A 21,978-nucleotide genomic window follows, 5' to 3' on the forward strand; every position below is an offset into this window, starting at 1 on the left:
TAAAATGAAAATGAGCGCTGATCCTTGTTCTGGTATGCTCCCCTTATAGTAGACACATTTAAAAAAGCGCATTAATCTGTCTACTATAAGGGGGTATTTGTTATGGAGAAAAAAGCGGAGACTTACGATATAACGTTTAAGAAAAAAGCGGTGGATTTATATTATCAAAAGAAGAATTATGCTGCTGTTTCTAGAGAATTAAACACTCATCGAAAAAACATACAACGGTGGGTTAAACAATATAGTAAAGATGGAATTGTTGGTCTTAGAGAACATCGAGGAAGAAAAAGTGGATCTAGTTCCCCGTCTTTATCTAAAATTGAGAATCCTCAAATGAAAATAAAGCGATTAGAAGCTGAAAACGAATTATTAAAAAAGCTTTTAAGGATGTGAAAGGGGGAATTGATTTAAATCCTAGGAGATTATATCAAGTCATTGATGATTTATCTAAACAAGCTCATTCTATAAAGCTACTTTGTCATCTGGCTAAAGTGTCAAGAAGTGGATACTACAAGTGGTTAAAGCGTAAAGGAGTATCTTCAGAAAAGCAACTAGAGGACGAGAAGCTAAAGCAGAAAATAATAGAATGCCATAAGAAGTGTAAAGGCATCTATGGCTATAGAAGAATACAAACTTGGTTAAAGAGGACCTATGAGATTCACATTAATCACAAAAAAATTCAACGGGTACTAAGTGAACTTGGTATTAAATCAATTATCAGGAGGAAACGAATTTATTACGGTAAGAAAGAGCCTTATCTAATCTCGAATAATTATTTAAATAGAGCCTTTTACGCTTCTCGTCCTAATGAAAAGTGGGTAACGGATATTACGTATCTTATTTTCAGTGGATAGAAACTGTATTTGTCTGCCATCAAAGACCTCTATAATAACGAGGTTGTTGCCTATCAAATTAGTAGACGTAATGATAATAAACTAGTTCTGGATACGTTTAATAAAGCCATAAAAGGAAGAAATGTAAAAGAAATGATTCTCCATAGTGATCAAGGATATCAATATACGTCCCATGTCTATAATCAGCTACTCAAAAGACATAAAGTAAAAGTTAGTATGTCAAGAAAGGGCAACTGTTGGGATAATGCGAGTATGGAAAGTTTCTTCAGCCATTTAATCCAGAATGTTTTAACCTCTTTACGTTTAAAACTTCCCAAGAGGTTCGAAGGGCTATTAAAAACTACATTCTCTTTTATAACCAAGAAAGGTTTCAAAACAAGCTAAACAACCTGACTCCTATCGAATATAGAAGTCAGGCTTCTTAACTGCGCTTATTTTTTTTTTCTACTTGACAGGGGGCAGACCAGTTCTAGGATCGCGCCCTTTAGTAGAAGATTTGATTTCAAGATTTTCTTAAAAGACATTAATAATGGTCTTCCGCTATTGCCCCTTATAGGGAATTCCTGTGGACTATTGGCAGAGATAATGCAGAGTTATCCCTTGTGGAGAAGAACGAGCATAACTTCTTCGGTTAAAGCTATACTAGATTTTTCTCGTAACAAATACATTCGTGTACTCTATTAAATTGATTTTTTATATCAGATACATCTTTACCTGTATAATGCGCAAAAACTCGAACTGGTTTTAGTTCACGGCTATCACTTTGCATGATTCGCCTTACTGCTTGTCTGCCTTCAATGTACACATGGAAATAAGAATTAACCTTAATAAATTTGTTTTTTAGGTACCATTGATTCACCCATTCATCGTCTCTAGTCCAGACTTCAAGTCGATTCAGACCTTTATCTAATGCGATCCTTTCAGCTTCATACAGTAGTTTTGCCCCAACTCTCAGCCTTTGGAAATCTGGGTGAACGGCAACATGCCAAATCATTCCTCCAAGCCCTTTACCTGTAGAGCACACTGTCTTTTCTTCAAGCTCATATTCTACATCGATTATGCCTACAATTTGATTCTCGATGACTGCGACTAATTCAATAGCTGGGTTTTCATATTTTTCTTTCTCCCTTAGGACATCGTCAAAATATGCTGTCTCTAAAAAAGACAAGGTGCGACATCGAACCCATCCCTTCTCATCACTTGATTCATATTCTCTAATTAACATTTTATATCCCCCACCTAATATTAATTAACAAAAACTCATCAAAACCATAATTAAATACTTCTCCCTAAACTCTTTTTCACCTTCTCCTATTCTACAATCTGGTTTTTGGTATAACTTAAAGAAGAGCACAGTTCATTACTTAAGAAATGCGCCCGATTGTGGAGTATCAAAATAGTGAATTACTGCCTTTTCCATGTAAAACTAAAGCTCCCTTTAGTAGAACAAAGTGACAATAAACTCATTGAAATGTACCTTTTGTTTAATTCAATCTATAAATTAACTGAACAACGCCAGAAGAAAACTTTTTGGTTTCAACTATTTGTAGATTTATTCTCTTGTTTATATCTATAAATAAAGGTTTTCCTTCTCCCAAAATAATTGGATGAACAGATAATCTAAATTCATCAACAAGTCCCAAATTGATAAAAGTTGTAATAAGACTTGATCCACCATATAGCCAGATGTCCCTACCGGGCTTTTTCTTTAATTTATTTACTTCTTCAACAATGTTATCATTTATTAATATCGCTCGATTATCAGTTTCCTTTTGTGTTCTGGAAAACACATACTTCTCTTTGCTATGAACCAATCTCCACATTTCTTTATCGGTATCTGAGTCTTCATTTTTTGGAATATATTGCCCCCATATATCGTAGCTTTTTCTACCATATAGTATAGTATCAATTTGATTCAAAAATTTATTAAAATTCATCTCAGGGTCCATAATGCACCAGTCAACTTCTCCATTCGGCCCTTCAATAAATCCATCTAAAGTAACTGCTAAATCTAAAATCACTCTTCTTGCTCTCACGTTAATGGTCATATTTTTATCTCCTTTTATCTTATAGAATTTCCCTAATTGCTAAAATCATAAGGTATAAACTATACTATACGAAAAACATGACAAGTAATGACATAATTAAATGAAAGGTGAAAAAAATGTCAAAAGCCAAGCGTCTATTAGATATTCTTATGTTTGTTACGAATAAGAAAAAGTTTACTGCACAAGAAATAGCTGATGAATTTCATATATCCATTCGTACTGTACACAGATACATATTAGATTTATCTGATATGGGATTGCCAATTTACTCAGAACAAGGACGTAATGGTGGATATACAGTATTAACGAGTAGAGTTCTTCCTCCAATCTTATTTACAGAAGAAGAAGCTGTTTCTATTTTCTATGCTTTTCAATCTCTAAATTACTATCGCAACGTGCCATTTGATACTGAAATCTCCTCGGTCGAACATAAATTATATAGTTCACTCCCGAGTAAAGCTAAAATAAAAATAGATAAAATTCGGTCTTATATTGCTTTTTGGAACCCCAAAAGAACGATTGATACCCCTCTTTTAAACGATGTTTTAAAGTATTCTATTGAGAATAGAAATTTACACATTCAATATGAATCTAAATCAGGTATAAGGAAAAAACACATCCGGCCTATCGGTGTATATGCCCATGATGGATTATGGTATTTGCCTGCTTACGATTATCATAAGAAAAAAATATTACTGTATCGTGTAGATCGTATTCTTTCCATTCTATCAACTGAAGAAAACGAAGATGAATTCATGAATTTAAAAGAATGGTTCAACTTTATTGAAGTGAAAAACCCAATTCGACTGCACGTGCATTTAACTATGGAAGGTATCCGTCAATGTAAAAGTGTTCCTTATTTTGAGGGTTTTGTAGTCACGCAAGAAGATGAAACTGGATATATAGATACAATCATAGATAGAGGTGAACTTAATTTTATAACATCACTATTTTTAAGACTTGGAAGTCACGCACGAATTTTGGAACCAGAGGAATTAATCGTTGGATTACGTAAACAAGCGGAAGAAATTTTATCTATGTATCAAGATGATAATTAAAATATTTATTTTTTTACTTGTCCACTATTAAAAACAGGAGCAACTGTTTTAATGTTCGCCTTAATTAACTTTTCTGCTCCGTTAGTTTAAGTGTAATCCTTCACAAACTCAAATATACTCTAACATAATATCCAATTTCTATTAAAGGTTATTCAACAATCTGGCCAAAACGTAAAAGGGGCGCTTATCCTTGCTATGGATATGCGCCCGATTGCGGAAGATCGATGTTGTTAAAAGGACTTCCACCGGGGATAGGCTAGTAATAATTGAGGTTGATATAAATGTCAAAATGGATGTTACTATTTCATTTTAATATGGCCTAATACCAGTGAAGTGCTATAGACGGCAATAAGCAATTTGATAAACACCAAATGCTTAAATTTACAAGGGAAAATACTTATTCGGCTTTAACAAAATCAATCTATTTTGTTACAATGACATTCCTAAATAAATTGTCTTTTAAATTTCTAAAAAAACGTGTATCAATATACTGTCATTAAGCTTTCTTGTGACTATATTCGGCTTCAGACACATTTGAGTCAAATAACAATAGGAGTGATTCTTATTGTGACTGGTGTGAGACTACGCTGGTAATCCCCTGTTCCAGGTAGTAAGCGAAGAGCGCACACGAAGAATAGAAATATTTTCGAACCAAAAAAGCAAGCAGCAAGAAAGTTGTATCTGCTGCTGGCTCTTTTTAAGAATTTCCAATTAATGATTTACATTTTGATTAACTCCTTAACTAGAATTGAACCATGGAAACATTGTTATACCCATCAACCCATAGATATAATTGCTCATCCTTAAATGTCAAATATCTAATGAAAATTTGATTGGTAGATGAATCATTCAATTTGATTGTATTTGGCAGGTTTATAAAAACTTGACCATTAATAGTCGTTTTCTTTAAAAAGTTATATACATAATCAAATTCACTGTCTTTATACTCATCAATATACTCTTTACGTACAAAATAAGGATTTGAAGGTATAAAGTCGGCTTCCTTATAGATTTCATTAAAGAATAGACTTTGAATAACAGGGTTTATAGATATCTCATTCAATTCTGATAAAGAATCCATTTTAGGATCACTAATTATAACTTCAACAGGAACTTCACCTTCCAAAACAATTCTGCAAGACTCAAAATGAAGTAATATTTCTTGAATTATTTCATTTCTAAGGCCTACATTTTTTATATAAATGGAAGTTTGACTGGTTTTATCATAGGATCCTAGCTTTAGATAAAATTGAGTCAATACACTAAAATTCTTTTTTAGGTTATGGGTATTTTCAAAATTTGAAAATCTAATACCCATAGCATTTTGTTCTGTATCAGAAATAATTTCTTCAGCAGTTAAAGGGGTCAGCCATTTCAATATAATCATCTCCATGTATTACTTTATTTCAAAGTATGACCATCCATGAGCTACTGGAGCATATACTCCGTTTTTCCGAGTGATAAATGTACCTCCCAGTTTAACACGGTATTTTCCTGGCGCAAGTCTTTCACTTACTTCTCCTCTTATGGTGCTAGTAGCTATATTAACCGGATACTTCTGATCTCTGGTTTTATAATGTTTCCATCCACCTGATAGGAATCCATGATGTTTTTCAAATATGACTTGAACATCACTTCGAATTATTACATCTCCACCGACCTGGATAGTCCAAGGGCAAAAAGAATCACTACCAATAACATAACAACTTACGGTTCCGCTTGCAAAAGTCAATCCAAAAGTAGTAAACTCTTCATGGCTCTTATTCTCAATAGGTTGAAATTCAGTGAATGCCGGTTCTGAGTAAACTGGAGAAGGAGCACTATCAACTATTTCTTCAGCATTTGTGAAATTAGGAAAACTGGAAAATAGCAGGACAACAATAACACCATACAAAAAATTTTTCATAATATCCCCTCTTTTTCTATTTTTTTCAACATTATTCTTTTATCTGTAAATTTAAAATAATACAACTTTTTATTAAATAATGTTTATACGCGAGTCATCAGTGCCGATAACCCCATATTTGTCGTGGATTTTAAATGCTTAAAAAGTGACGATGAATAAATGGGATATCGTATGGCTGAGGTCAATAGAGATGGGATTAAAGGTGGATAAAAGCGATTAAAACTAGACTGAAACACCGTATAAATTAGCTGAAACATGTTCAATATTGAAATAGTTTATGCTACGTTACTAGTAACCTATCAGGGAGTTCTTGAGGATCATTTTATCTACTGGTAGGTTAAATGATAGGAGCTCAGACCTTAGGTTGTTGAAAGCTAAGTTGTTGGCAAGAACATACCCCTAGAGAATAGCAAATGTTTATTTTATGCCTACAATTGTTACACAGCCAAAATAAGGCTTCCTCCCAGACTTCATGCTTATTTCGCCATAATTGCCAAAAGTGATGTAATCAACCTCTTATAACCTGAAAAACTTGGAGGTCCAAGGAATATTCACAATAATCGGACTATCCGTATTGACCAGGGCACATTTATTCGGCTCTAAACATGAAGAAAGAGCACAATTCTTGATACAGAATTGCGCCCGATTCTTGAATATGTGTATTTGATAGATCGCTCGCTAAAAAATAACACTTTTATATTTTTTTATCTGTTTTACAAATGTTTGAAATTTTCCCCTTCTTTTACTTAACTCATTGTTATCTTCTTCTCTTTTTCTCAGCATGATTGACTCCAGCTCTCAATATCCATTACGTGTATAGTAAACTCCTAATTAATACCTAGGGAATAATTCATCTAACGACAAAAATGCACCTCCTATATAGTATTTGGTTTGGTAGATGGGGATAGTGATATAAGCCATATTCAATTATTATAATTGAATATGGCTTCAGACCGTAGACAAACCCCTATTTCAGCTGATGCTGAAATAGGGGTTTCGTTGATTTAAGACATGTAACTAATTAATTGACTAGAATAAAATGGAGCGAGTTTAGTGCAATCAGTGATACATTCCATTAAGATGACTATTATTTCTTGGGTAGATGAAAGTATTAAAAATTAACAATCCACGATGCCTCCATATAGAAAATCTTACGTGGATTGTTTCAAGTTGTTATTGGAATTTAAATACAAAGGTATTAGAATAGGTTAATCACTACAATCTTCTTTGCTGTTTTCTTTTCGGAATTAGAACTTTCTAACCAAATCCTTACCCAATCACCTTTTTTTAAATCTTTAACATGTCTTTTCTGAATAGATTTAAAACCGATGCTTGTAAGAGTAGTATTATTAGACACATATATTTCTTCCAGGATATACACTTCATCACCAACAATATTGAGTGGAGCTAATTCAATTGTATTCTCATTTATTCCAACAACTACAAGTTTTAAATCAGCAATTCCGTGTCTTGAATAATCAAGAATATACCACACTATTATTAATAGTATAGTTACTGCTAATAACTTTTTCACTTTATTCATAGTAAAAGTACACTCCATTAATTCCTAATATTAGAGACACTTATTGTTTGTATAATTCAACAATATCTTTTAAATTATACTGACTCATTTTTCTGTGTAATTCTGACTGAATTTCAGTAACATTAATGTTACTATCCTTGTAAATTTCTGTTGCAGTAGAACTGCTATTTGTTAATTTTTTTCCACTAACGTTTTCCAGATAATATGTCCCAGATGGACCTTCTACAGGTCTATAAAAATAGGTTTCTTTGTCAAAACTAACTTGTTCTAAAAACAATAAATAGACAACATCATCTTTTATTTCTTCTATACCTTCCCAAATAAACATTTCTCCATTTTGGTTTTCTCCACCGTAATTTATCATATCGATGTTGCCACTACTAATCTCCCCCTTTAAAACTTCACTGATTTCTATGTTATTCAAAGTGTAAGTAATTGTATCATCGTCATTGTATGGTTGGAGATATTCTTTCTCTTTATTATTAATAGGAGATCCTACAATAACTAAATCGGATATTTCAAATAAGTTTTCAACTGAAGAAGGTTCCTGTCCCCAGACTGCGCTCACTAATTTATGTCGGCTTTCAATGTGATTATGTACATGTACCTGCTTAGTGCTATTGAAATGCATCAATAAATACTCTTTATTGACGCCTACTATAACACCAAAGAAGGCAAACAATAAAATAGTACTAATGACGAATAATGTCTTCTTCAATATATTTCCCCCTTACCATTTTGAAGTATTGTAAATATTCTCTAATGTATTTAGTTCAGTTGAACTTAATTGTGTTCTGGTTGTAATATAACAGTACATTAAATGGGAGGTGCTAGTCCGATGCCCTAATCCAATAGCATGACCTAGTTCATGTCTCACCAAAAAATGTTGACTATTAGTAGATAAGTTAGTAATATTCTTCCCATAATTGAGTTGGATAACTATACCACCATACTCGTAATATCTTTCAACATTATTTATTGCGTTTTTGGGGTGTATATGCCCTCTTATAGAACCTACTGCTTTGCCTGACCAAGTTTCACTTGGCCGATTTACACCTACAATGTGTATATCTGCGCTCGAACTAGTTGATGATTGCATACCTATCCATCCATTTGTAAAGTTATTATAATAATTTATAGCCTGTGTAATTCTTTCATGATAAGGATTATGAATATTCGTATAGTTGACAGTTATTGATTTATTATACTGCCACATTCCACCCATATAAACATCATCTCTACAAGCATTTGCGGTATTCACTAATAAGTTAAAACTTAGACTGAATTTCTTTTCTTCATCACATCCTTCTGCATTTATTTCTCCCCCCAAGAGTATTCCCGCAAAAAAGGGAATACAAATAGTTAATGAAAATAATATTAAAAACTTTTTAAACATAATACCCCTCCCATCTTTTATAATCAAATCATTCTACGGAAACTTCTGTAATACCTTTAATTTTTAGGAAAAAATAAATATATTTTACAGTTTAAACCGATATACACTACACGCTCGCACATTGACTATTGGTTTTAACTAACTATGGTTTTTGGATGTTTTGCTGAAAAAGATACTTGAACGGAATCTTATATATCCATCTTTACTTAACTATTTTCTTAAATGAAAATAACCTTATAAAGCTTCGAAGCTAGTATTGTGGCTTTGAAATAAAGTTTGATTATTCATAAAAAATTATAATTGTTTATAATAAAGTTTGATAAAAAAAGCGGTTGATCGGAGTGGAAGGGGCGAAGACTCCTGCGGGAGGAAGGGACAGGTAAGACCCCGCAACGGTGTTAGGAGGCTTACGGGACCGCCCACTGGAAAGCGAAACTCCTGCAACAAAGATCAATTGTTCCAACTGATACTTTTACTAGTTTATACTTTGTCAACAGTCTGAATCCTTAAAATTATTAATAATTCAATAAGGATTTAAAATTTTTGTTCTCTAAAAAAATTGCTTTTTCACAATATTGGTCTTCCTGCGTTTATAAGAGTTGCTCCACAATCTGGCCCTTTAACGGAAGAAGGATTTGTAATGGCTTTTTCAATGTTGTTAATACTTTTGTGTCATTCAACAAGGTTGTAACCACTATTGTGTCAAAAAAAATGACACAATAGTCCAGATTGGTTACTATTAAATACAGTAATACCAATGACTATTGTGTCAGGACTTTTGTGTCACTCGTCATCTGCTCTCAAGTATTTACACTTTTGTTATTTGAGTACTCGCAACTGCTCAGCTGATAACTTTTCTTTATTAAAGATATCAAATTTCCTTTTAAGATATAAACTTTTATCTGTAAATATCCAATCACCAAATTTTTTTATGGTCTTTTGCCGCTTATGTAAATCCTGAAGTGATTGTCTTTACTTGTAATTATAGGGTCGAATCCTTTGTCGTCGAGTACATCTATTAAATCTAAAATAAAGGAATACGAACCTCCAACAAAGTTTATCATATTTCCTTTTTTGTATATACTTCCATCCCCATCAAAATACCCTCTTATAAAATGATGCATATATTCTTCTTGAACATAAGGAAATTCTACAGTTCTAGACTTGTTTGGTGTTAAACCATGGATATTCATCAGGTCACCTTTAATGATTTTGCTGTTTATATTAAGGAAGTGTACGCCATTTTTATATTCACCAATTGGATGATTAGACTCCATTTCATCCCTTATTTGTTCAAGAATCTCGATTTCCTTTTGAGCAAAGCTTACTGTTTGCATTTCTCCACTTATAATTCCATCCGCTAAGAAAAAACCTAAAATATACGGCATGTTCGGTGACCAGAACTTGAAATAGTCCTCATTTATATGATACTTCCTTTTCCAATGTCCCCTTGGCCGCAACTCCACATTATTCTTCTTAAGAATTTGTGTAATTCTTCGGCTGGATACATTCCCCGCAATTGCGACCTCAGTGGTACTCATTCCATCGTCATACATTTTAATAATTTCTTGGAGGTCTAAGGTGATTTTTCTATTTGGCATCTGTTTCATATTTTCGCCTTCCTCTCCTATAGATCTAATTACCTATATTTATATTATACGAACATTCGTTCTCTCCCGCTAATAATAGCACTTCCCTCCATAAAAAAAGAAAAAACTGCCCATTACTGAGCAGTTTTCTCCTCCATCTTCATTAATTTAACCGTCAACAAAACAGCCCCCAACACCATGACTCCCCCAATCCAAGGTGTGTGGATCAGCCCTATGGAATCGACAATAATTCCACCCAACAACGATCCAATTGCAATTCCTACGTTAAATGCTGCGATATTGAGCGCAGATGCGACGTTCACTGCAGAAGGTACATATTTTTCAGCCAGATTCACTACCAACACCTGCAGTCCAGGCACGTTCATGAACGCAAACATACCCATTAAAAAGATCACGATCAACCCTCCAGCTTTAAATGGTGCTGCAAATGTCAAAATAACTAAAATGACTGTTTGCATGATGAACATCCACATAAGTGCCTTCAGTGGATTTTTATTAGATGCCTTTCCACCAATTACGTTCCCTACTGCTACTGCTATTCCGTAAACAAGTAGGATCCCACTTACCCATTTCGCACTGAATCCTGTGACATTTTCCAATAGCGGAGTTAGGTAAGTGAAGGCAACGAAAGTTCCACCATACCCTAAGGCGGTTATCGCAAAAGCCATCAGGAGTTTACTGTTCTTCAAAACATCAAGTTGCTCACGTAACGTTGATGCTGGTGCTTCTTTTAAATCACGAGGGATAAGAAACCAACTTGCTGCTGCTCCAATCACACCCAACAAAGCAACACCATAAAAAGTAGCTCTCCAGCCAAACATTTGCCCAATAAATGTCCCGAGTGGTACACCTGTTACTGTCGCCACTGTCAGGCCTGTAAACATCAATGCGATGGCGCTTGCTCTTTTGTCAGCAGGAACAAGATCTGCAGCAATGGTTGCTCCTATGGAAAAGAAAATTCCGTGTGAGAAAGCGGTGATAAACCGCGCTGTTAATAATAGTTCATAACTGTTGGATAAAGCTGCTGCCGTATTACCTATAATAAATACAACCATGAGTGAAATTAATAATGTCTTTCGATTCATCTTATTAGTTAGTGCCGTTAAAACAGGTGCTCCGACAGCAACACCCATCGCATAACCCGAGATTAACAATCCCGCCATTGTAATCGAAATATTCAAATCGTTCGATATTGTTGACAACAAGCCAACTGGAACAAATTCAGTAGTACCAATACCAAAAGCAGTAATCGCTAATGCTAACAAAGCAAACGTACTATTTTCCCTTTTTGACTTAGAATGATTTATAGAAACTGCTTGTGAATTCATTATAAAGCCTCCTTCATAAAATACGGATTACCTTTGGCGCCATTAGGTAACCCTTTCGAGTTCTTATTATGAAGGGGATTGTTTAAAATTGTAAGTACGCACTTTATAGTGAGGTAGGCACCTGGAAGTACCCTATTTACCTTTAAGGACATGGTGGTATAATGAGTGAAATAAATACCTTATAAAGTAGGGATCCTTTATGAAGAAATACAACATTCCAGTGGAAGCTGCACTAGAAGTGATCGGTGGCAAGTGGAAAGTAGTCATTTTGTGCCACCTTATAAAAAGTAAAAGACGAACAAGCGAACTTAAGAGGTTAATGCCTACTATTACGTAAAAGATGCTTACACAACAGCTAAGAGAACTGGAGTCTGATGGTGTGGTTAATCGCATTATTTATAATCAAGTTCCTCCAAAAGTGGAGTATGAATTGACCGAATACGGTTGGTCATTAAAACCTGCACTGGACATGCTTTGTGCATGGGGTGAACATCATATAGAAAAGACCTACCCAAATAAAGAAACGGTATTAATGGATACCAATGCAATAAAATGAACCCCCTTTCTCCTACTTAGAAAGGGGGTTTACTCATTCATTTCCACTAGGCAACACTTCATAAGCCATTTTTCGAATAATTTCCTCATGTTCTGGATGCTTTTCGATCAACTCGGTTTGGGTGAACATCTCAAAATCCTTGAATTCAAAGCCTGGTGACACCATGCAACCAACTAGTGCATAGCTGTCTGGCGAATCTACACTAGATCCAAAAATGGAGTTTTTCGGGACCAATATTTGTGGTCTCTCTCCTTCTTCTAAATTCAGTCCTAGCTTTTGTTGTACATACACTCCTGCCTCTGTAATCACGTGAACGGTTAACGAGTTCCCGCCATGGAAGTACCACAGTTCATCCGATTTTAAGCGATGAAAGTGTGAAATGTTCTTATCTGTAAGTAAAAAATAGATGCTAGAATAGAGCTTCCGCTTCCCGTCAAAAGAAACACTCAGTTCATTATCTGTAATTCTTTCTCCAGAAACATATGTTTGTTTGTAAAAGCCACCTTCCGGATGTGCTTCAAGCCCTAACGCCTCTACCCAATCCTTCACTTTATCTAAACTCATTATTCTCCATAAGCCCCTTTCCACGGTAAATCCCACTAGATAAAAGTATAGCAAACAAAACAAAAACCCAACAAGATTATTGGGTTTAGTCTTCTCTCTTCTCTTTTTCATGAACCCTTAATTCTTCTGAGAACTCTGTTTGTAGTTCCATCGGTTGAGCTTCCCTCTTCGATTTCTTTCTCGGGTGATCAGGGAATACACTTTTAACAAGGTATAGATGAAAGAACACTTCAAAAACAGTGATTGCTAACGCTGCAATCGCAGATGGTAACAAGAATCCGCCACTTAGATTGGTCAGTATATACACCATAAATGCGATAGTGGCAAAGTTAAATACAAAGTCAAAACCAGCAGCAAATGTATAGTTTGTTCGAGGCAGAACCATATCATCCACTACAAAGTAAGAAAAAGTTACAAGAAGAACGGTTGTTAAAAGGATATCTAGAAACGAGATAGCATCAAATTGATTCAAGAAAAAGGATAGGATTAGAAAACTGACGATGAACTTGATTAAGATGGGCATAAAATGTTTCATGTTTTTTCACTCCTTTTCATTTGTATAGTGCTCGTTGAAAAGGTGTTTTATACAAGGGTACTTGCACAGAAAACGAGGACTTGAATATGTTGGGCTATATACCCACGGAGAGGATGACACCTATGTCAAAAGAAATGGATTATACGTCTCCTTCTATACAATTTTTTTATGATGTCAATAAAAGCCATGCTTTCACTAAGGATAATCAAAATTATATAAATGTTTTGAGCGTTAATCAGTTAAACACCTTGTCAGGAACATCTTTATTGGATATATTTTTGGATGCCAATAATATCATTGAACCTCATTATCATCAAAATGCAGCAGAACTCGTGTATTGCATAAATGGATCTGCAGATATTTCCTTGTTTAATCCTTTCACAAAGCAACTTCTAACTTACACTATAACGCCGGGGCAGGTGGTCAATATCCCCCAAGGTTGGTGGCACTATGAAATTGCAAGAGAGAACAAAACTCATTTACTTGCTATTTTCAATGCATCCACCCCGGATGTTATATTAGGATCCGACTTTTATGGCCCATACTTATTGCTTAGATGAAAATAAATGGAAAGAAGCTGTGAAGCCAGTCCAGGCTTCTACTTTTATTGGCCCCCCAAAATCTTGTGAGCGTCCATATTACCGTATTCTAAACTATTATCCCCTGTTACAATATCCATATAAAACTCCTTATAATTACTATTATTAAATAAAGTCCCTGTAAACAAGGGACTTTATCATTGTTATCCTGTAATATCTCGATTACGGAATCCTATAAATCCAATTACCATTAATACGATGGCAATCAGTGAGAGGATTGTAAGGGTTAGAAAACTGACTTCTTCCACTGGGAGCTGGGGAATATGCCCATAGGGTGACAGATTAGCCATCCATTCTGGCAGTTTTAGCATTTGACCAAGGTAGACTACGAAAAACGAATAGCCTAGTACAAGCCAAGTGATACCCGTTAGCTTCGGTTTTATTCCTATTGTAGCAACCCCAATTCCAGTCATAACCCACAATGCCGGTAAATAGATAAGACCTGCCTTTAGAAAGGTTTGTAAAGATATCGGATCATCCATAACGGAATTTGCTGCTACCCACAAGCCTATTATGGCAAGAAACAGCATCACAAAACCAAAAAGCAGGGATAAAATCAAGTAGCTTCCTAATAATTTGGAACGAGAAACAGCTCTGGCAAGAATATGCTCTATGTGCCCCCTCTTTTCCTCTCCTTTCAATTTCAAAAGAAACATGATGGGAGCAATCGTGCAAAGCATGGAGATGATGGCCATAAGCATTGTCATAAACTGTTCAGTCAATGTGAATCCTTCTACAGGTGCCAGCATTTCAGACATCATTTCATTACTTGAAAAGAAAGACTCCAAATCACCAAGCACGGAACCATAAGAAGCACCTAGAATGAACATTCCGATCGCCCAAGAGATAATCCCTGTTCGTTGAAGCCTGAATGCCAAACCAAAAGGACTTGTTAAAAAGGCAGAAGCATGCTTTTTACCTGGTCTAGACGGTAGGAATCCTGAACCAAGATCACGTATTGCATGTAAGCTTAGAGCCACGATAGCAATAACAATGGACATACCCAATGTAAGATAAATGGGCCACCAATAGTCGTTTACATAAACTTCTGATCCAAGTATCCATCCGAGTGGAGAAGTCCAGGATAATGCTTCATTACTTACATCCCCTATTGCACGAACCAAATATGCGACACCCAAGACGGTAAAGGAAAATCCTATTGTACCTCTTGAGTTTGCAGAAAGCTGGGCGAATAGAACTGTGATAGACGTAAAAATTATTCCAGTTGATCCAAGCGCCGCCCCATATAAAAGTGAACCATTTAAGTCCATGCTGGAGATCCCCAAGGAAAATAGGCTCAAACCTATCACTAAAGCCATTAAAAGATTTGTACCAACTAAAACACTAATGGTTGCTGTCACATTTGCAAGTCGACCTACAGGCAAAGAGCGAATTAACTCTACTCGACCTTCCTCTTCATCATTTCGTGTATGACGAGTGACGAGCAGGATACTCATAATGGCGACAACAATGGCCGTAAAAAGAAGCATTTGATGTGCCATCATTGGACCTTCTGTATAGTTCTGTAATCCATAGCCCTTTCCTACCATGGCAGTCATCGCCGGATTTTTCATTGTTTCTGCTATTGCTTGCCTTTCTTGATCACTGGCATACAATCCTGAAAAAGAAGTGGCTGTAAGAATCGTGATCAGCGTAATGGATAAAAGCCATATCGGAATACGAATTCTATCACGCTTCAAAATGAACAAAATGATATTTCCTGTTTGACTAAAACGTTGCTTCCACATCAGGCTTCCCCTCCTGCTCCTGTATTGGAATTGGAGCCGCCTTCATAATGACGCATGAACAGATCCTCCAGTGTTGGAGGGGAGCTCTCTAATTTCAATAGGCCATACTGGCTTACATGTTTCATGACCGAATCTAATTCCTCTGCATCCACTTGAAAAGAGATAGAACCTTCTTTCTGTTCAACTTCATGAATACCTTTCAATAGTTCAATATCCAATAAGGGCTGTTTCGTTTCAATAAGTAGGCTTGTTCTGGTCAAGTGTCGCAACTCTTGGAGCGTGCCGGTTTCAATGATTTTCCCTTGACGAATGATTCCAACACGATCGCAAAGCTTCTCTACTTCGGAGAGAATATGACTGGATAGGAGTACGCTCTTTCCTTCGCTCTTTGCCTGCAAAACGCTCTCCTGAAAAACCTTTTCCATTAGTGGATCAAGACCTGATGTCGGTTCATCTAATATATATAAATCCGCTTTTGAGGCAAATGCTGCAACTAAAGCAACCTTTTGGCGATTACCTTTCGAATAGGTTCTGCATTTTTTGGAAGGATCCAGTTTAAATCTTTCAATCAGTTCTTCCCTCTTTCCCTTGTCAGCGCCACCTCGCAACTTCATGAAGAGGTCAATCACCTCCCCGCCTGTAAGGTTCGGCCATAACGTCACATCACCTGGGACATAGGCAATCCTTTTATGGATTTCCACTGCATCCTTCCAAGCATCCAGTCCAAATATTTTCGCCTCTCCTTGAGTAGCTTTAAGAATTCCTAACAGTATACGTATGGTGGTGGATTTTCCCGCTCCATTTGGGCCAATGAAACCATATACCTCTCCACTGTTTACACTCATATCCACACCCTCTAGTGCAGTAAACGTACCAAATGATTTGCTTAAATTTTTTGTCTCTATAATGGTCATCAAAGACCCTCCTCTTTATTATCATGAAAGAACATATAGAAAAACTAAATATGAAATATTTTAACTTGTATAGTTCATAATATACACAAAGCGTCTCTTTGACAACAGTTTATGAAATATTTTATTTGTTTTATTACATAATTTTGATTAAAATATAAAAGAGGTGAAATAAGATGGACGGTTTTCAACGAAGAAGAGAACAAAAAAAGCAGGATATATTAGAAGCTGCTTTGGTGCTTTTTATGGAATATGGCATCCAGAAAGTGTCTATTTCCGAAATTGCCCAAAAAGCTAATGTATCACAGGTGACGATTTACAATTATTTTGAAAGCAAACATAAACTAACTAGTGATGTGTTTGGCTATTACATAGAAAAAACTTCCGACGACTTTGAAAAGCTTATTCATAGCAAGATTCCCTTTCCGGAAAAAATTAAGCAAATTATCTTTAATAAGAAAGAGATTTCTAAGCAAATACACGAGGAATTCTATCACTTCATGATGAAGGAATATGCTACAGAGGGTAATATCATCGAGAAGATCTATGTAGAAAAAGCCCTTCCCTATTTTGCACAACTGTTTGAGGAAGGAAAGGAACAAGGTTATGTCGACCCAAATCTTTCCCAGGAGGCAATTCTTTTCTATGTACAAATGCTGAAGGACTATATGCAAAGAGAAGAAGTATACCAAAAGGTGCTTCCTTTGACAGAAGACATTACGAACATCTTTTTTTACGGCATTATCGGTAAGAAAGAGTAAAAACAGGCTCCCTATAGTGAGGTGCCTGTTTTTTGTATCATCCTTTTTTAATAACCTCATCGATAATACCGTATTCCTTTGCTTCTCCTGCAGTCATAAAATTATCTCTGTCGGTATCCCGCTCTATTTTTTCAATTGGCTGTCCAGTATAATCCGCAATCATCTTGTGAAGGTCATCCTTTAACTTTAGGATTCTACGAGCGGATATTTCGATATCTGTCGCTTGACCTCTTGCACCACCGAGCGGCTGATGAATCATAATTTCACTGTTCGGCAATGCAAGCCTCTTCCCTTTCGTTCCTGCCATCAATAGCATAGCCGCAAAAGATGCTGCCATTCCGATGCAGATTGTTCGAATGTCTGGTTTGATATAATGCATCGTATCAAGAATAGCAAATCCAGCAGTAGTAGAGCCACCTGGGCTATTGATATAAATGGATATGTCTTTATCTGGGTCATCTGCGGCTAGAAATAGCAATTGGGCAACTACACTATTAGCAATCTGGTCATTTATTTCATCCCCGATCATGATAATACGGTCTTTCAGCAAGCGAGAGTAAATATCGTATGAACGTTCTCCTCTGCTCGATTGTTCAATGACATAAGGTATCGTATTCATGTTCATTTCCTCCTTTATTATGCAACGCACTTAAATGCATTGGCCGGAGTGTGAGTAGGTGGTGAGTACGTCGTGACATTATTATGGAAGATAGTTGGCAAGGCCTTAATGAGCACTCCTGGATCTTCTTCCTGCAGACTTTCCTGAAATAAGTGTGCCAATAAATCCTTTTCCTTTTCGCTCCAGAAGCTTTCCATAATCTCCAAATTAGGTGCTTCCTTTTTGTTTAGTCTTTTTCTAGAGCGATGCAAAGCTGCTTTTACAGCTCCTTCAGTTGTACCCAGGATGTCGGCAATTTCACCAGATTGAAAGCCAAATGCTTCCGTAAGAAAGAAGATTACTGCCTGTTTTGGTGTAGTGTGTGTCAGAAGTGTATCTGTAATGATGAGGGCTTTTTCCAGATGATGATGATAGACCTCTTCTTTAAGAACATCCTGGAGTGTTTCTTTTTGTCTTCTACGGAGAATATCAATCCACTTGTGGTAAGCAACTTTTTTGAGCAGACTTTGGCTAATAATAGCAAGATGAGAGTAATGCTGTAAGGTCTTTGCCATCGTTTCCTGTGCAAGATCATTTCCATCCCACTCGTTTTTTGTGAGAAAGAGGCAATAGCGGAGCAATTTTTGATAATGGTCCTTAAGCCGCTCTTCCCGGTACAAGCCGTTTTCATTTAACAATCTCTTCTTTGAATTTTTCACTATGCAACACTCCTTTACTCCACTCTATTATTTAAACGTTTTATCCGCCCCTGAAGATACGGGGGCATTTGAAATTTTTACAGAAAATATGTAAACATACTGTAATGAAAATTACCCCCACAAATGCTGTTATTTTCATTAATATTATATATACAATACATAACCAAATATCAGTATGTTCATGGGAGGTAACTATGCAAACATATGTAAAGGATTCTTTATTGGAATGGAAAGAAGAAATGTTAAAGCAGAAGAAAGAGATTGATGATCAATATGAAAAAGTAAAGTCAGATCTTCAGTTATATTCTATTAAGTTCAGTATTACGAAACAAGTGATACAATCTACGATAAATGATGAAATCATCGACAATATTAAAGAATCGTATCACAAACCCTATGAAGAGAAATTCAATGAACTTAAACAATACATAAAAGAGCTGGATGAGAAAAGAAAAGTATTTCAAATGTTTGTAGATAAGATTGATAAAGTTAGTGAAACAGAGATGATGGAGAAATAGGTTTGAGTGGGTTGTCGGGAATCCAACTAGAAACGGTTCCCGACAGTCTTTCCCTTCTATTGTGGTTGTACCATTTTACTCGGATCAACGAAGGCATCAAATTCCTCTTCTGTTAGCAATTCTAATTTGATCGCAGCCTCTTTTAACGTATTCCCCTCGTTATGGGCAAGTTTTGCAATGGATGCTGCTTTTTCATATCCTATGTGGGGATTTAGGGATGTAACTAACATTAAAGAGTTTTGAAGGTTTAATGCTATTTTTTCAAGATTAGGTTGGATCCCGCTGACACATTTATCGTTAAAGCTGTTCATGCTGTCTGTCAAGAGTGTAATGGATTGAAGGAAATTATAGATTATGACGGGCTTGAACACGTTTAGTTCAAAATTCCCCTGGCTAGCTGCAACACCAATCGTCACATCATTACCTATCACCTGCGTTGCTACCATCGTCAATGCCTCACTTTGGGTGGGGTTGACTTTACCAGGCATGATCGAGCTTCCGGGTTCATTTTCAGGTATGATAATCTCACCAATCCCGCTTCTTGGACCACTAGACAGCCACCTTACATCATTGGCGATTTTCATCAAATCCGCAGCAAGTGCCTTTATTGCTCCATGTACATACACAACCTGGTCATGACTTGTTAAAGCATGAAATTTATTGGCTGCAGAAGTGAAACTTTTCCCTGTCAGCTTTGTGATTTCCTCCGTTACCATTTGCCCAAAATCTCGATGTGCATTAATTCCTGTCCCTACTGCTGTTCCCCCTATTGCCAATTCTTTCATATGAGACAGGCTTTCTAAAATCATCTTCTCCCCTTTTTCAAGCATATGATGCCATCCGCTAATCTCTTGGCCTAAAGTAAGCGGGGTAGCATCTTGTAGATGTGTTCTCCCTATTTTAATGACGTCCTTAAATTCCTCTGACTTTAGCAACAAGGTCTCTTTTAGTCTAGCCAGAGCTGGGAGAAGTCTTTCTTCAACTGCTAATACGCCAGCAATGTGCAAGGCCGTCGGAAATGTGTCATTGGAGCTTTGTGACATGTTCACATCGTCATTTGGATGTATTCTTTCCGCTCCTCCGCTCTCAGTCAAAAGTTGGTTTGCCCTGTTGGCTATCACTTCGTTTACATTCATATTAGATTGTGTCCCGCTTCCTGTTTGCCAGACAACAAGTGGAAAATGCTCATCCCATTTTCCGGTTATTATCTCCTCAGCAACGGCTGTGATTGCCTGTGCTTTTTCGGTAGAAAGATTGTTCAATTTATTATTACTTTTAGCTGCTGCTTTTTTTAATAGAGCAAAAGCGTGAATAATCTCTATCGGCATCTTCTCCCAACCGATAGCGAAATTTTCAATGCTTCTTTGAGTTTGTGCGCCCCAAAGTTTGTTCTTTGGAACTTTTATTTCTCCCATTGTATCTTTTTCAATTCTGTATTCCATGTATGTACGCTCCTTTCCAATTCATTACTTACTGTTTACCTCTATTGATCAAAGAAAAACGTAGGCCTTCAAATAAGTATTTCTTAATGTACAAAAAATTAACCTGTTCCTCATTTGAGAAACAGGTTAACGGGAAATTTATTAGTTTGTAACTTCTTCTTTAATTGCATCCATTCTTTTGCTTACTTCTTCTTCTGTTAAACCATGTTCTGTGATGTAACGGTTTCTCGGGTTTACACGGCATTCATGGGAACAGCTGCGCAAGAATTTGTGCTCATTTTCCTCAGAGCTCAAAATCTTCTTATTACACGCTGGGTTTGCACAGTTCACATAGCGCTCACAAGGTTCACCTGAGAAATGATCTTTACCCACTACCACATGTTCTTTTTGATTGATTGGGACACTGATGCGCTCATCAAATACGTAGCATTGTCCATCCCATAGTTCTCCTTGCACTTCAGGGTCTTTCCCGTAAGTGACAATTCCTCCATCCAACTGGGAAACATCTTCGAAACCTTCTTCAAGTAGCCACCCGGAAAACTTTTCACAACGTACTCCGCCAGTACAATAGGTTAGAATCTTTTTGCCTTCAAAGTCCTTCTTATTGTCTCTGATCCATTGGGGAAGCTCCTTGAATGTGTTGATATCAGGTTTCACCGCACCGCGGAAATGACCAAGGTCATACTCATAATCGTTACGGGCATCTATTACAACGGTATCTTCACTTTGTAGTGCTTCCAACCATTCTTTCGGTTTTAAGTGCTTTCCTGTTGTTTTACGTGGATCAATATCATCTTCTAAACGCAATGTTACCAATTCAGGACGATAGCGTACCTTCATCTTAGGAAAGGCATGTTCTGTTACTTCATCTACTTTATACGTAATATCTGAGAATAATGGATGTGCATTCATATGTTCCATATAAGCATCCGTTTGCTCAACCGTCCCTGAAACTGTCCCATTAATTCCTTCTTTTGCAATCAATACTCGGCCTTTCAACCCTAATTCTTTGCAAAATTCTAGATGTTGCTGAGTGACCTCTTCAGGATTTTCGATATCTACATACTTATAATACAATAATACTCTATAGTCTTGACTCATTATTATCACCAATACCTTTTTAAAATTTATCTATTTACATAGTTGACATAATTGTTTTTTTATATAAGAAGTTACAACATATTACTATATCAAAAATGATGGGATTGTGACAAGCTTTTCTTACTATAAGGTAGGGTCTTCTCTTCTATTCCATTGTTTTTAGTGAAAATGTATTGATTAACG

At 36.2% G+C, this 21,978-nt stretch carries 22 protein-coding genes and 4 pseudogenes; 9 read left to right on the plus strand and 17 right to left on the minus strand.

Features of this window, described 5'->3' with window-relative positions; genetic code table 11:
* Positions 1 to 102: 102 nt before the first annotated feature.
* From LG307_RS10665 to LG307_RS10680, 4 genes and pseudogenes are all read left to right on the plus strand, one after another.
* Positions 103 to 393, plus strand: a complete 291-nt coding sequence (locus LG307_RS10665) for a transposase (protein ID WP_404450233.1) — start codon at positions 103 to 105, stop codon at positions 391 to 393.
* On the plus strand, positions 390 to 854 hold the full coding sequence (locus tag LG307_RS10670) for an IS3 family transposase (protein ID WP_404450234.1): 465 nt from the start codon (positions 390 to 392) through the stop codon (positions 852 to 854). The genes LG307_RS10665 and LG307_RS10670 overlap by 4 nt, the downstream gene beginning before the upstream one ends.
* Positions 855 to 863: 9 nt before the next feature.
* Positions 864 to 1,079: pseudogene (locus LG307_RS10675) on the plus strand (DDE-type integrase/transposase/recombinase); the annotation flags it as partial.
* A gap of 59 nt (positions 1,080 to 1,138) precedes the next feature.
* Positions 1,139 to 1,279, plus strand: a pseudogene (locus tag LG307_RS10680) (IS3 family transposase); the annotation flags it as partial.
* Positions 1,280 to 1,491: 212 nt separating this feature from the next.
* On the opposite strand, the gene LG307_RS10685 reads toward LG307_RS10680, so the two are convergent.
* Together LG307_RS10685 and LG307_RS10690 are read right to left on the minus strand one after the other, a co-directional pair.
* Positions 1,492 to 2,079, minus strand: coding sequence for a GNAT family N-acetyltransferase (locus tag LG307_RS10685; protein WP_404450235.1), 588 nt, complete (start codon positions 2,077 to 2,079; stop codon positions 1,492 to 1,494).
* 259 nt (positions 2,080 to 2,338) lie between these two features.
* On the minus strand, positions 2,339 to 2,902 hold the full coding sequence (locus LG307_RS10690; protein WP_404450236.1) for a dihydrofolate reductase family protein: 564 nt from the start codon (positions 2,900 to 2,902) through the stop codon (positions 2,339 to 2,341).
* 116 nt (positions 2,903 to 3,018) lie between these two features.
* Between LG307_RS10690 and LG307_RS10695 the strand changes: the two genes are divergently transcribed.
* Positions 3,019 to 3,960: a helix-turn-helix transcriptional regulator gene (locus LG307_RS10695; protein WP_404450238.1), complete on the plus strand. Its 942-nt coding sequence runs from the start codon at positions 3,019 to 3,021 to the stop codon at positions 3,958 to 3,960.
* Positions 3,961 to 4,702: 742 nt separating this feature from the next.
* Here LG307_RS10695 and LG307_RS10700 read toward each other — a convergent pair.
* The 7 genes from LG307_RS10700 to LG307_RS10730 form a co-directional block, all read right to left on the minus strand.
* Positions 4,703 to 5,338, minus strand: coding sequence for a hypothetical protein (locus LG307_RS10700; protein WP_404450239.1), 636 nt, complete (start codon positions 5,336 to 5,338; stop codon positions 4,703 to 4,705).
* 18 nt (positions 5,339 to 5,356) lie between these two features.
* Entirely contained in the window at positions 5,357 to 5,866 is a 510-nt protein-coding gene (locus LG307_RS10705) for a hypothetical protein (RefSeq protein ID WP_404450240.1), read from the minus strand.
* A gap of 1,198 nt (positions 5,867 to 7,064) precedes the next feature.
* Positions 7,065 to 7,409 (minus strand): hypothetical protein, encoded by a 345-nt coding sequence (locus LG307_RS10710; RefSeq protein ID WP_404450241.1) that lies wholly within the window; start codon positions 7,407 to 7,409, stop codon positions 7,065 to 7,067.
* 40 nt (positions 7,410 to 7,449) lie between these two features.
* Positions 7,450 to 8,127, minus strand: coding sequence for a hypothetical protein (locus LG307_RS10715; protein WP_404450242.1), 678 nt, complete (start codon positions 8,125 to 8,127; stop codon positions 7,450 to 7,452).
* Positions 8,128 to 8,139: 12 nt separating this feature from the next.
* Complete coding sequence (locus LG307_RS10720) at positions 8,140 to 8,805, minus strand: matrixin family metalloprotease (protein WP_404450243.1); 666 nt, start codon at positions 8,803 to 8,805, stop codon at positions 8,140 to 8,142.
* Between the two features lie 929 nt (positions 8,806 to 9,734).
* Positions 9,735 to 10,415: an LAGLIDADG family homing endonuclease gene (locus LG307_RS10725; RefSeq protein ID WP_404450244.1), complete on the minus strand. Its 681-nt coding sequence runs from the start codon at positions 10,413 to 10,415 to the stop codon at positions 9,735 to 9,737.
* Between the two features lie 113 nt (positions 10,416 to 10,528).
* On the minus strand, positions 10,529 to 11,743 hold the full coding sequence (locus LG307_RS10730) for an MFS transporter (RefSeq protein WP_404450245.1): 1,215 nt from the start codon (positions 11,741 to 11,743) through the stop codon (positions 10,529 to 10,531).
* Between the two features lie 199 nt (positions 11,744 to 11,942).
* Here LG307_RS10730 and LG307_RS10735 point away from each other — a divergent pair.
* A pseudogene (locus tag LG307_RS10735) lies at positions 11,943 to 12,299 on the plus strand (winged helix-turn-helix transcriptional regulator).
* 33 nt (positions 12,300 to 12,332) lie between these two features.
* On the opposite strand, the gene LG307_RS10740 reads toward LG307_RS10735, so the two are convergent.
* A complete protein-coding gene (locus LG307_RS10740; protein ID WP_404450246.1) occupies positions 12,333 to 12,863 on the minus strand; it encodes a cupin domain-containing protein in 531 nt (176 codons plus the stop codon).
* A gap of 85 nt (positions 12,864 to 12,948) precedes the next feature.
* Positions 12,949 to 13,398 carry a DUF2512 family protein gene (locus tag LG307_RS10745; protein WP_404450247.1) on the minus strand — a complete coding sequence of 150 codons (450 nt, stop codon included), beginning with the start codon at positions 13,396 to 13,398 and terminating at the stop codon, positions 12,949 to 12,951.
* A gap of 122 nt (positions 13,399 to 13,520) precedes the next feature.
* On the opposite strand from LG307_RS10745, the pseudogene LG307_RS10750 reads away from it, so the two are divergent.
* Positions 13,521 to 14,106: pseudogene (locus LG307_RS10750) on the plus strand (cupin domain-containing protein).
* A gap of 34 nt (positions 14,107 to 14,140) precedes the next feature.
* Here the strand turns inward: LG307_RS10750 and LG307_RS10755 are convergent.
* Both LG307_RS10755 and LG307_RS10760 read right to left on the minus strand, forming a co-directional pair.
* Positions 14,141 to 15,745, minus strand: a complete 1,605-nt coding sequence (locus LG307_RS10755) for an ABC transporter permease (protein ID WP_404450248.1) — start codon at positions 15,743 to 15,745, stop codon at positions 14,141 to 14,143.
* Positions 15,745 to 16,659 carry an ATP-binding cassette domain-containing protein gene (locus tag LG307_RS10760; protein ID WP_404450249.1) on the minus strand — a complete coding sequence of 305 codons (915 nt, stop codon included), beginning with the start codon at positions 16,657 to 16,659 and terminating at the stop codon, positions 15,745 to 15,747. The genes LG307_RS10755 and LG307_RS10760 overlap by 1 nt, the downstream gene beginning before the upstream one ends.
* A gap of 173 nt (positions 16,660 to 16,832) precedes the next feature.
* Here LG307_RS10760 and LG307_RS10765 point away from each other — a divergent pair, with 173 nt between their 5' ends.
* Positions 16,833 to 17,417: a TetR/AcrR family transcriptional regulator gene (locus LG307_RS10765; protein ID WP_404450250.1), complete on the plus strand. Its 585-nt coding sequence runs from the start codon at positions 16,833 to 16,835 to the stop codon at positions 17,415 to 17,417.
* Positions 17,418 to 17,454: 37 nt separating this feature from the next.
* Here LG307_RS10765 and clpP read toward each other — a convergent pair whose 3' ends face one another.
* Positions 17,455 to 18,036, minus strand: coding sequence for an ATP-dependent Clp endopeptidase proteolytic subunit ClpP (gene clpP, locus LG307_RS10770; RefSeq protein ID WP_404450251.1), 582 nt, complete (start codon positions 18,034 to 18,036; stop codon positions 17,455 to 17,457).
* A gap of 17 nt (positions 18,037 to 18,053) precedes the next feature.
* A complete protein-coding gene (locus LG307_RS10775; RefSeq protein WP_404450252.1) occupies positions 18,054 to 18,734 on the minus strand; it encodes a sigma factor-like helix-turn-helix DNA-binding protein in 681 nt (226 codons plus the stop codon).
* 194 nt (positions 18,735 to 18,928) lie between these two features.
* Between LG307_RS10775 and LG307_RS10780 the strand changes: the two genes are divergently transcribed.
* Entirely contained in the window at positions 18,929 to 19,252 is a 324-nt protein-coding gene (locus tag LG307_RS10780; RefSeq protein WP_404450253.1) for a hypothetical protein, read from the plus strand.
* 56 nt (positions 19,253 to 19,308) lie between these two features.
* Here LG307_RS10780 and fumC read toward each other — a convergent pair whose 3' ends face one another.
* Together fumC and LG307_RS10790 are read right to left on the minus strand one after the other, a co-directional pair.
* On the minus strand, positions 19,309 to 20,694 hold the full coding sequence (gene fumC, locus LG307_RS10785) for a class II fumarate hydratase (RefSeq protein ID WP_404450254.1): 1,386 nt from the start codon (positions 20,692 to 20,694) through the stop codon (positions 19,309 to 19,311).
* Between the two features lie 141 nt (positions 20,695 to 20,835).
* On the minus strand, positions 20,836 to 21,795 hold the full coding sequence (locus tag LG307_RS10790) for a rhodanese-related sulfurtransferase (RefSeq protein WP_404450255.1): 960 nt from the start codon (positions 21,793 to 21,795) through the stop codon (positions 20,836 to 20,838).
* Between the last annotated feature and the right edge of the window lie 183 nt (positions 21,796 to 21,978).

This window comes from Sutcliffiella horikoshii, assembly GCF_044809035.1.
Lineage (GTDB): Bacteria > Bacillota > Bacilli > Bacillales > Bacillaceae_I > Sutcliffiella_A > Sutcliffiella_A horikoshii_G.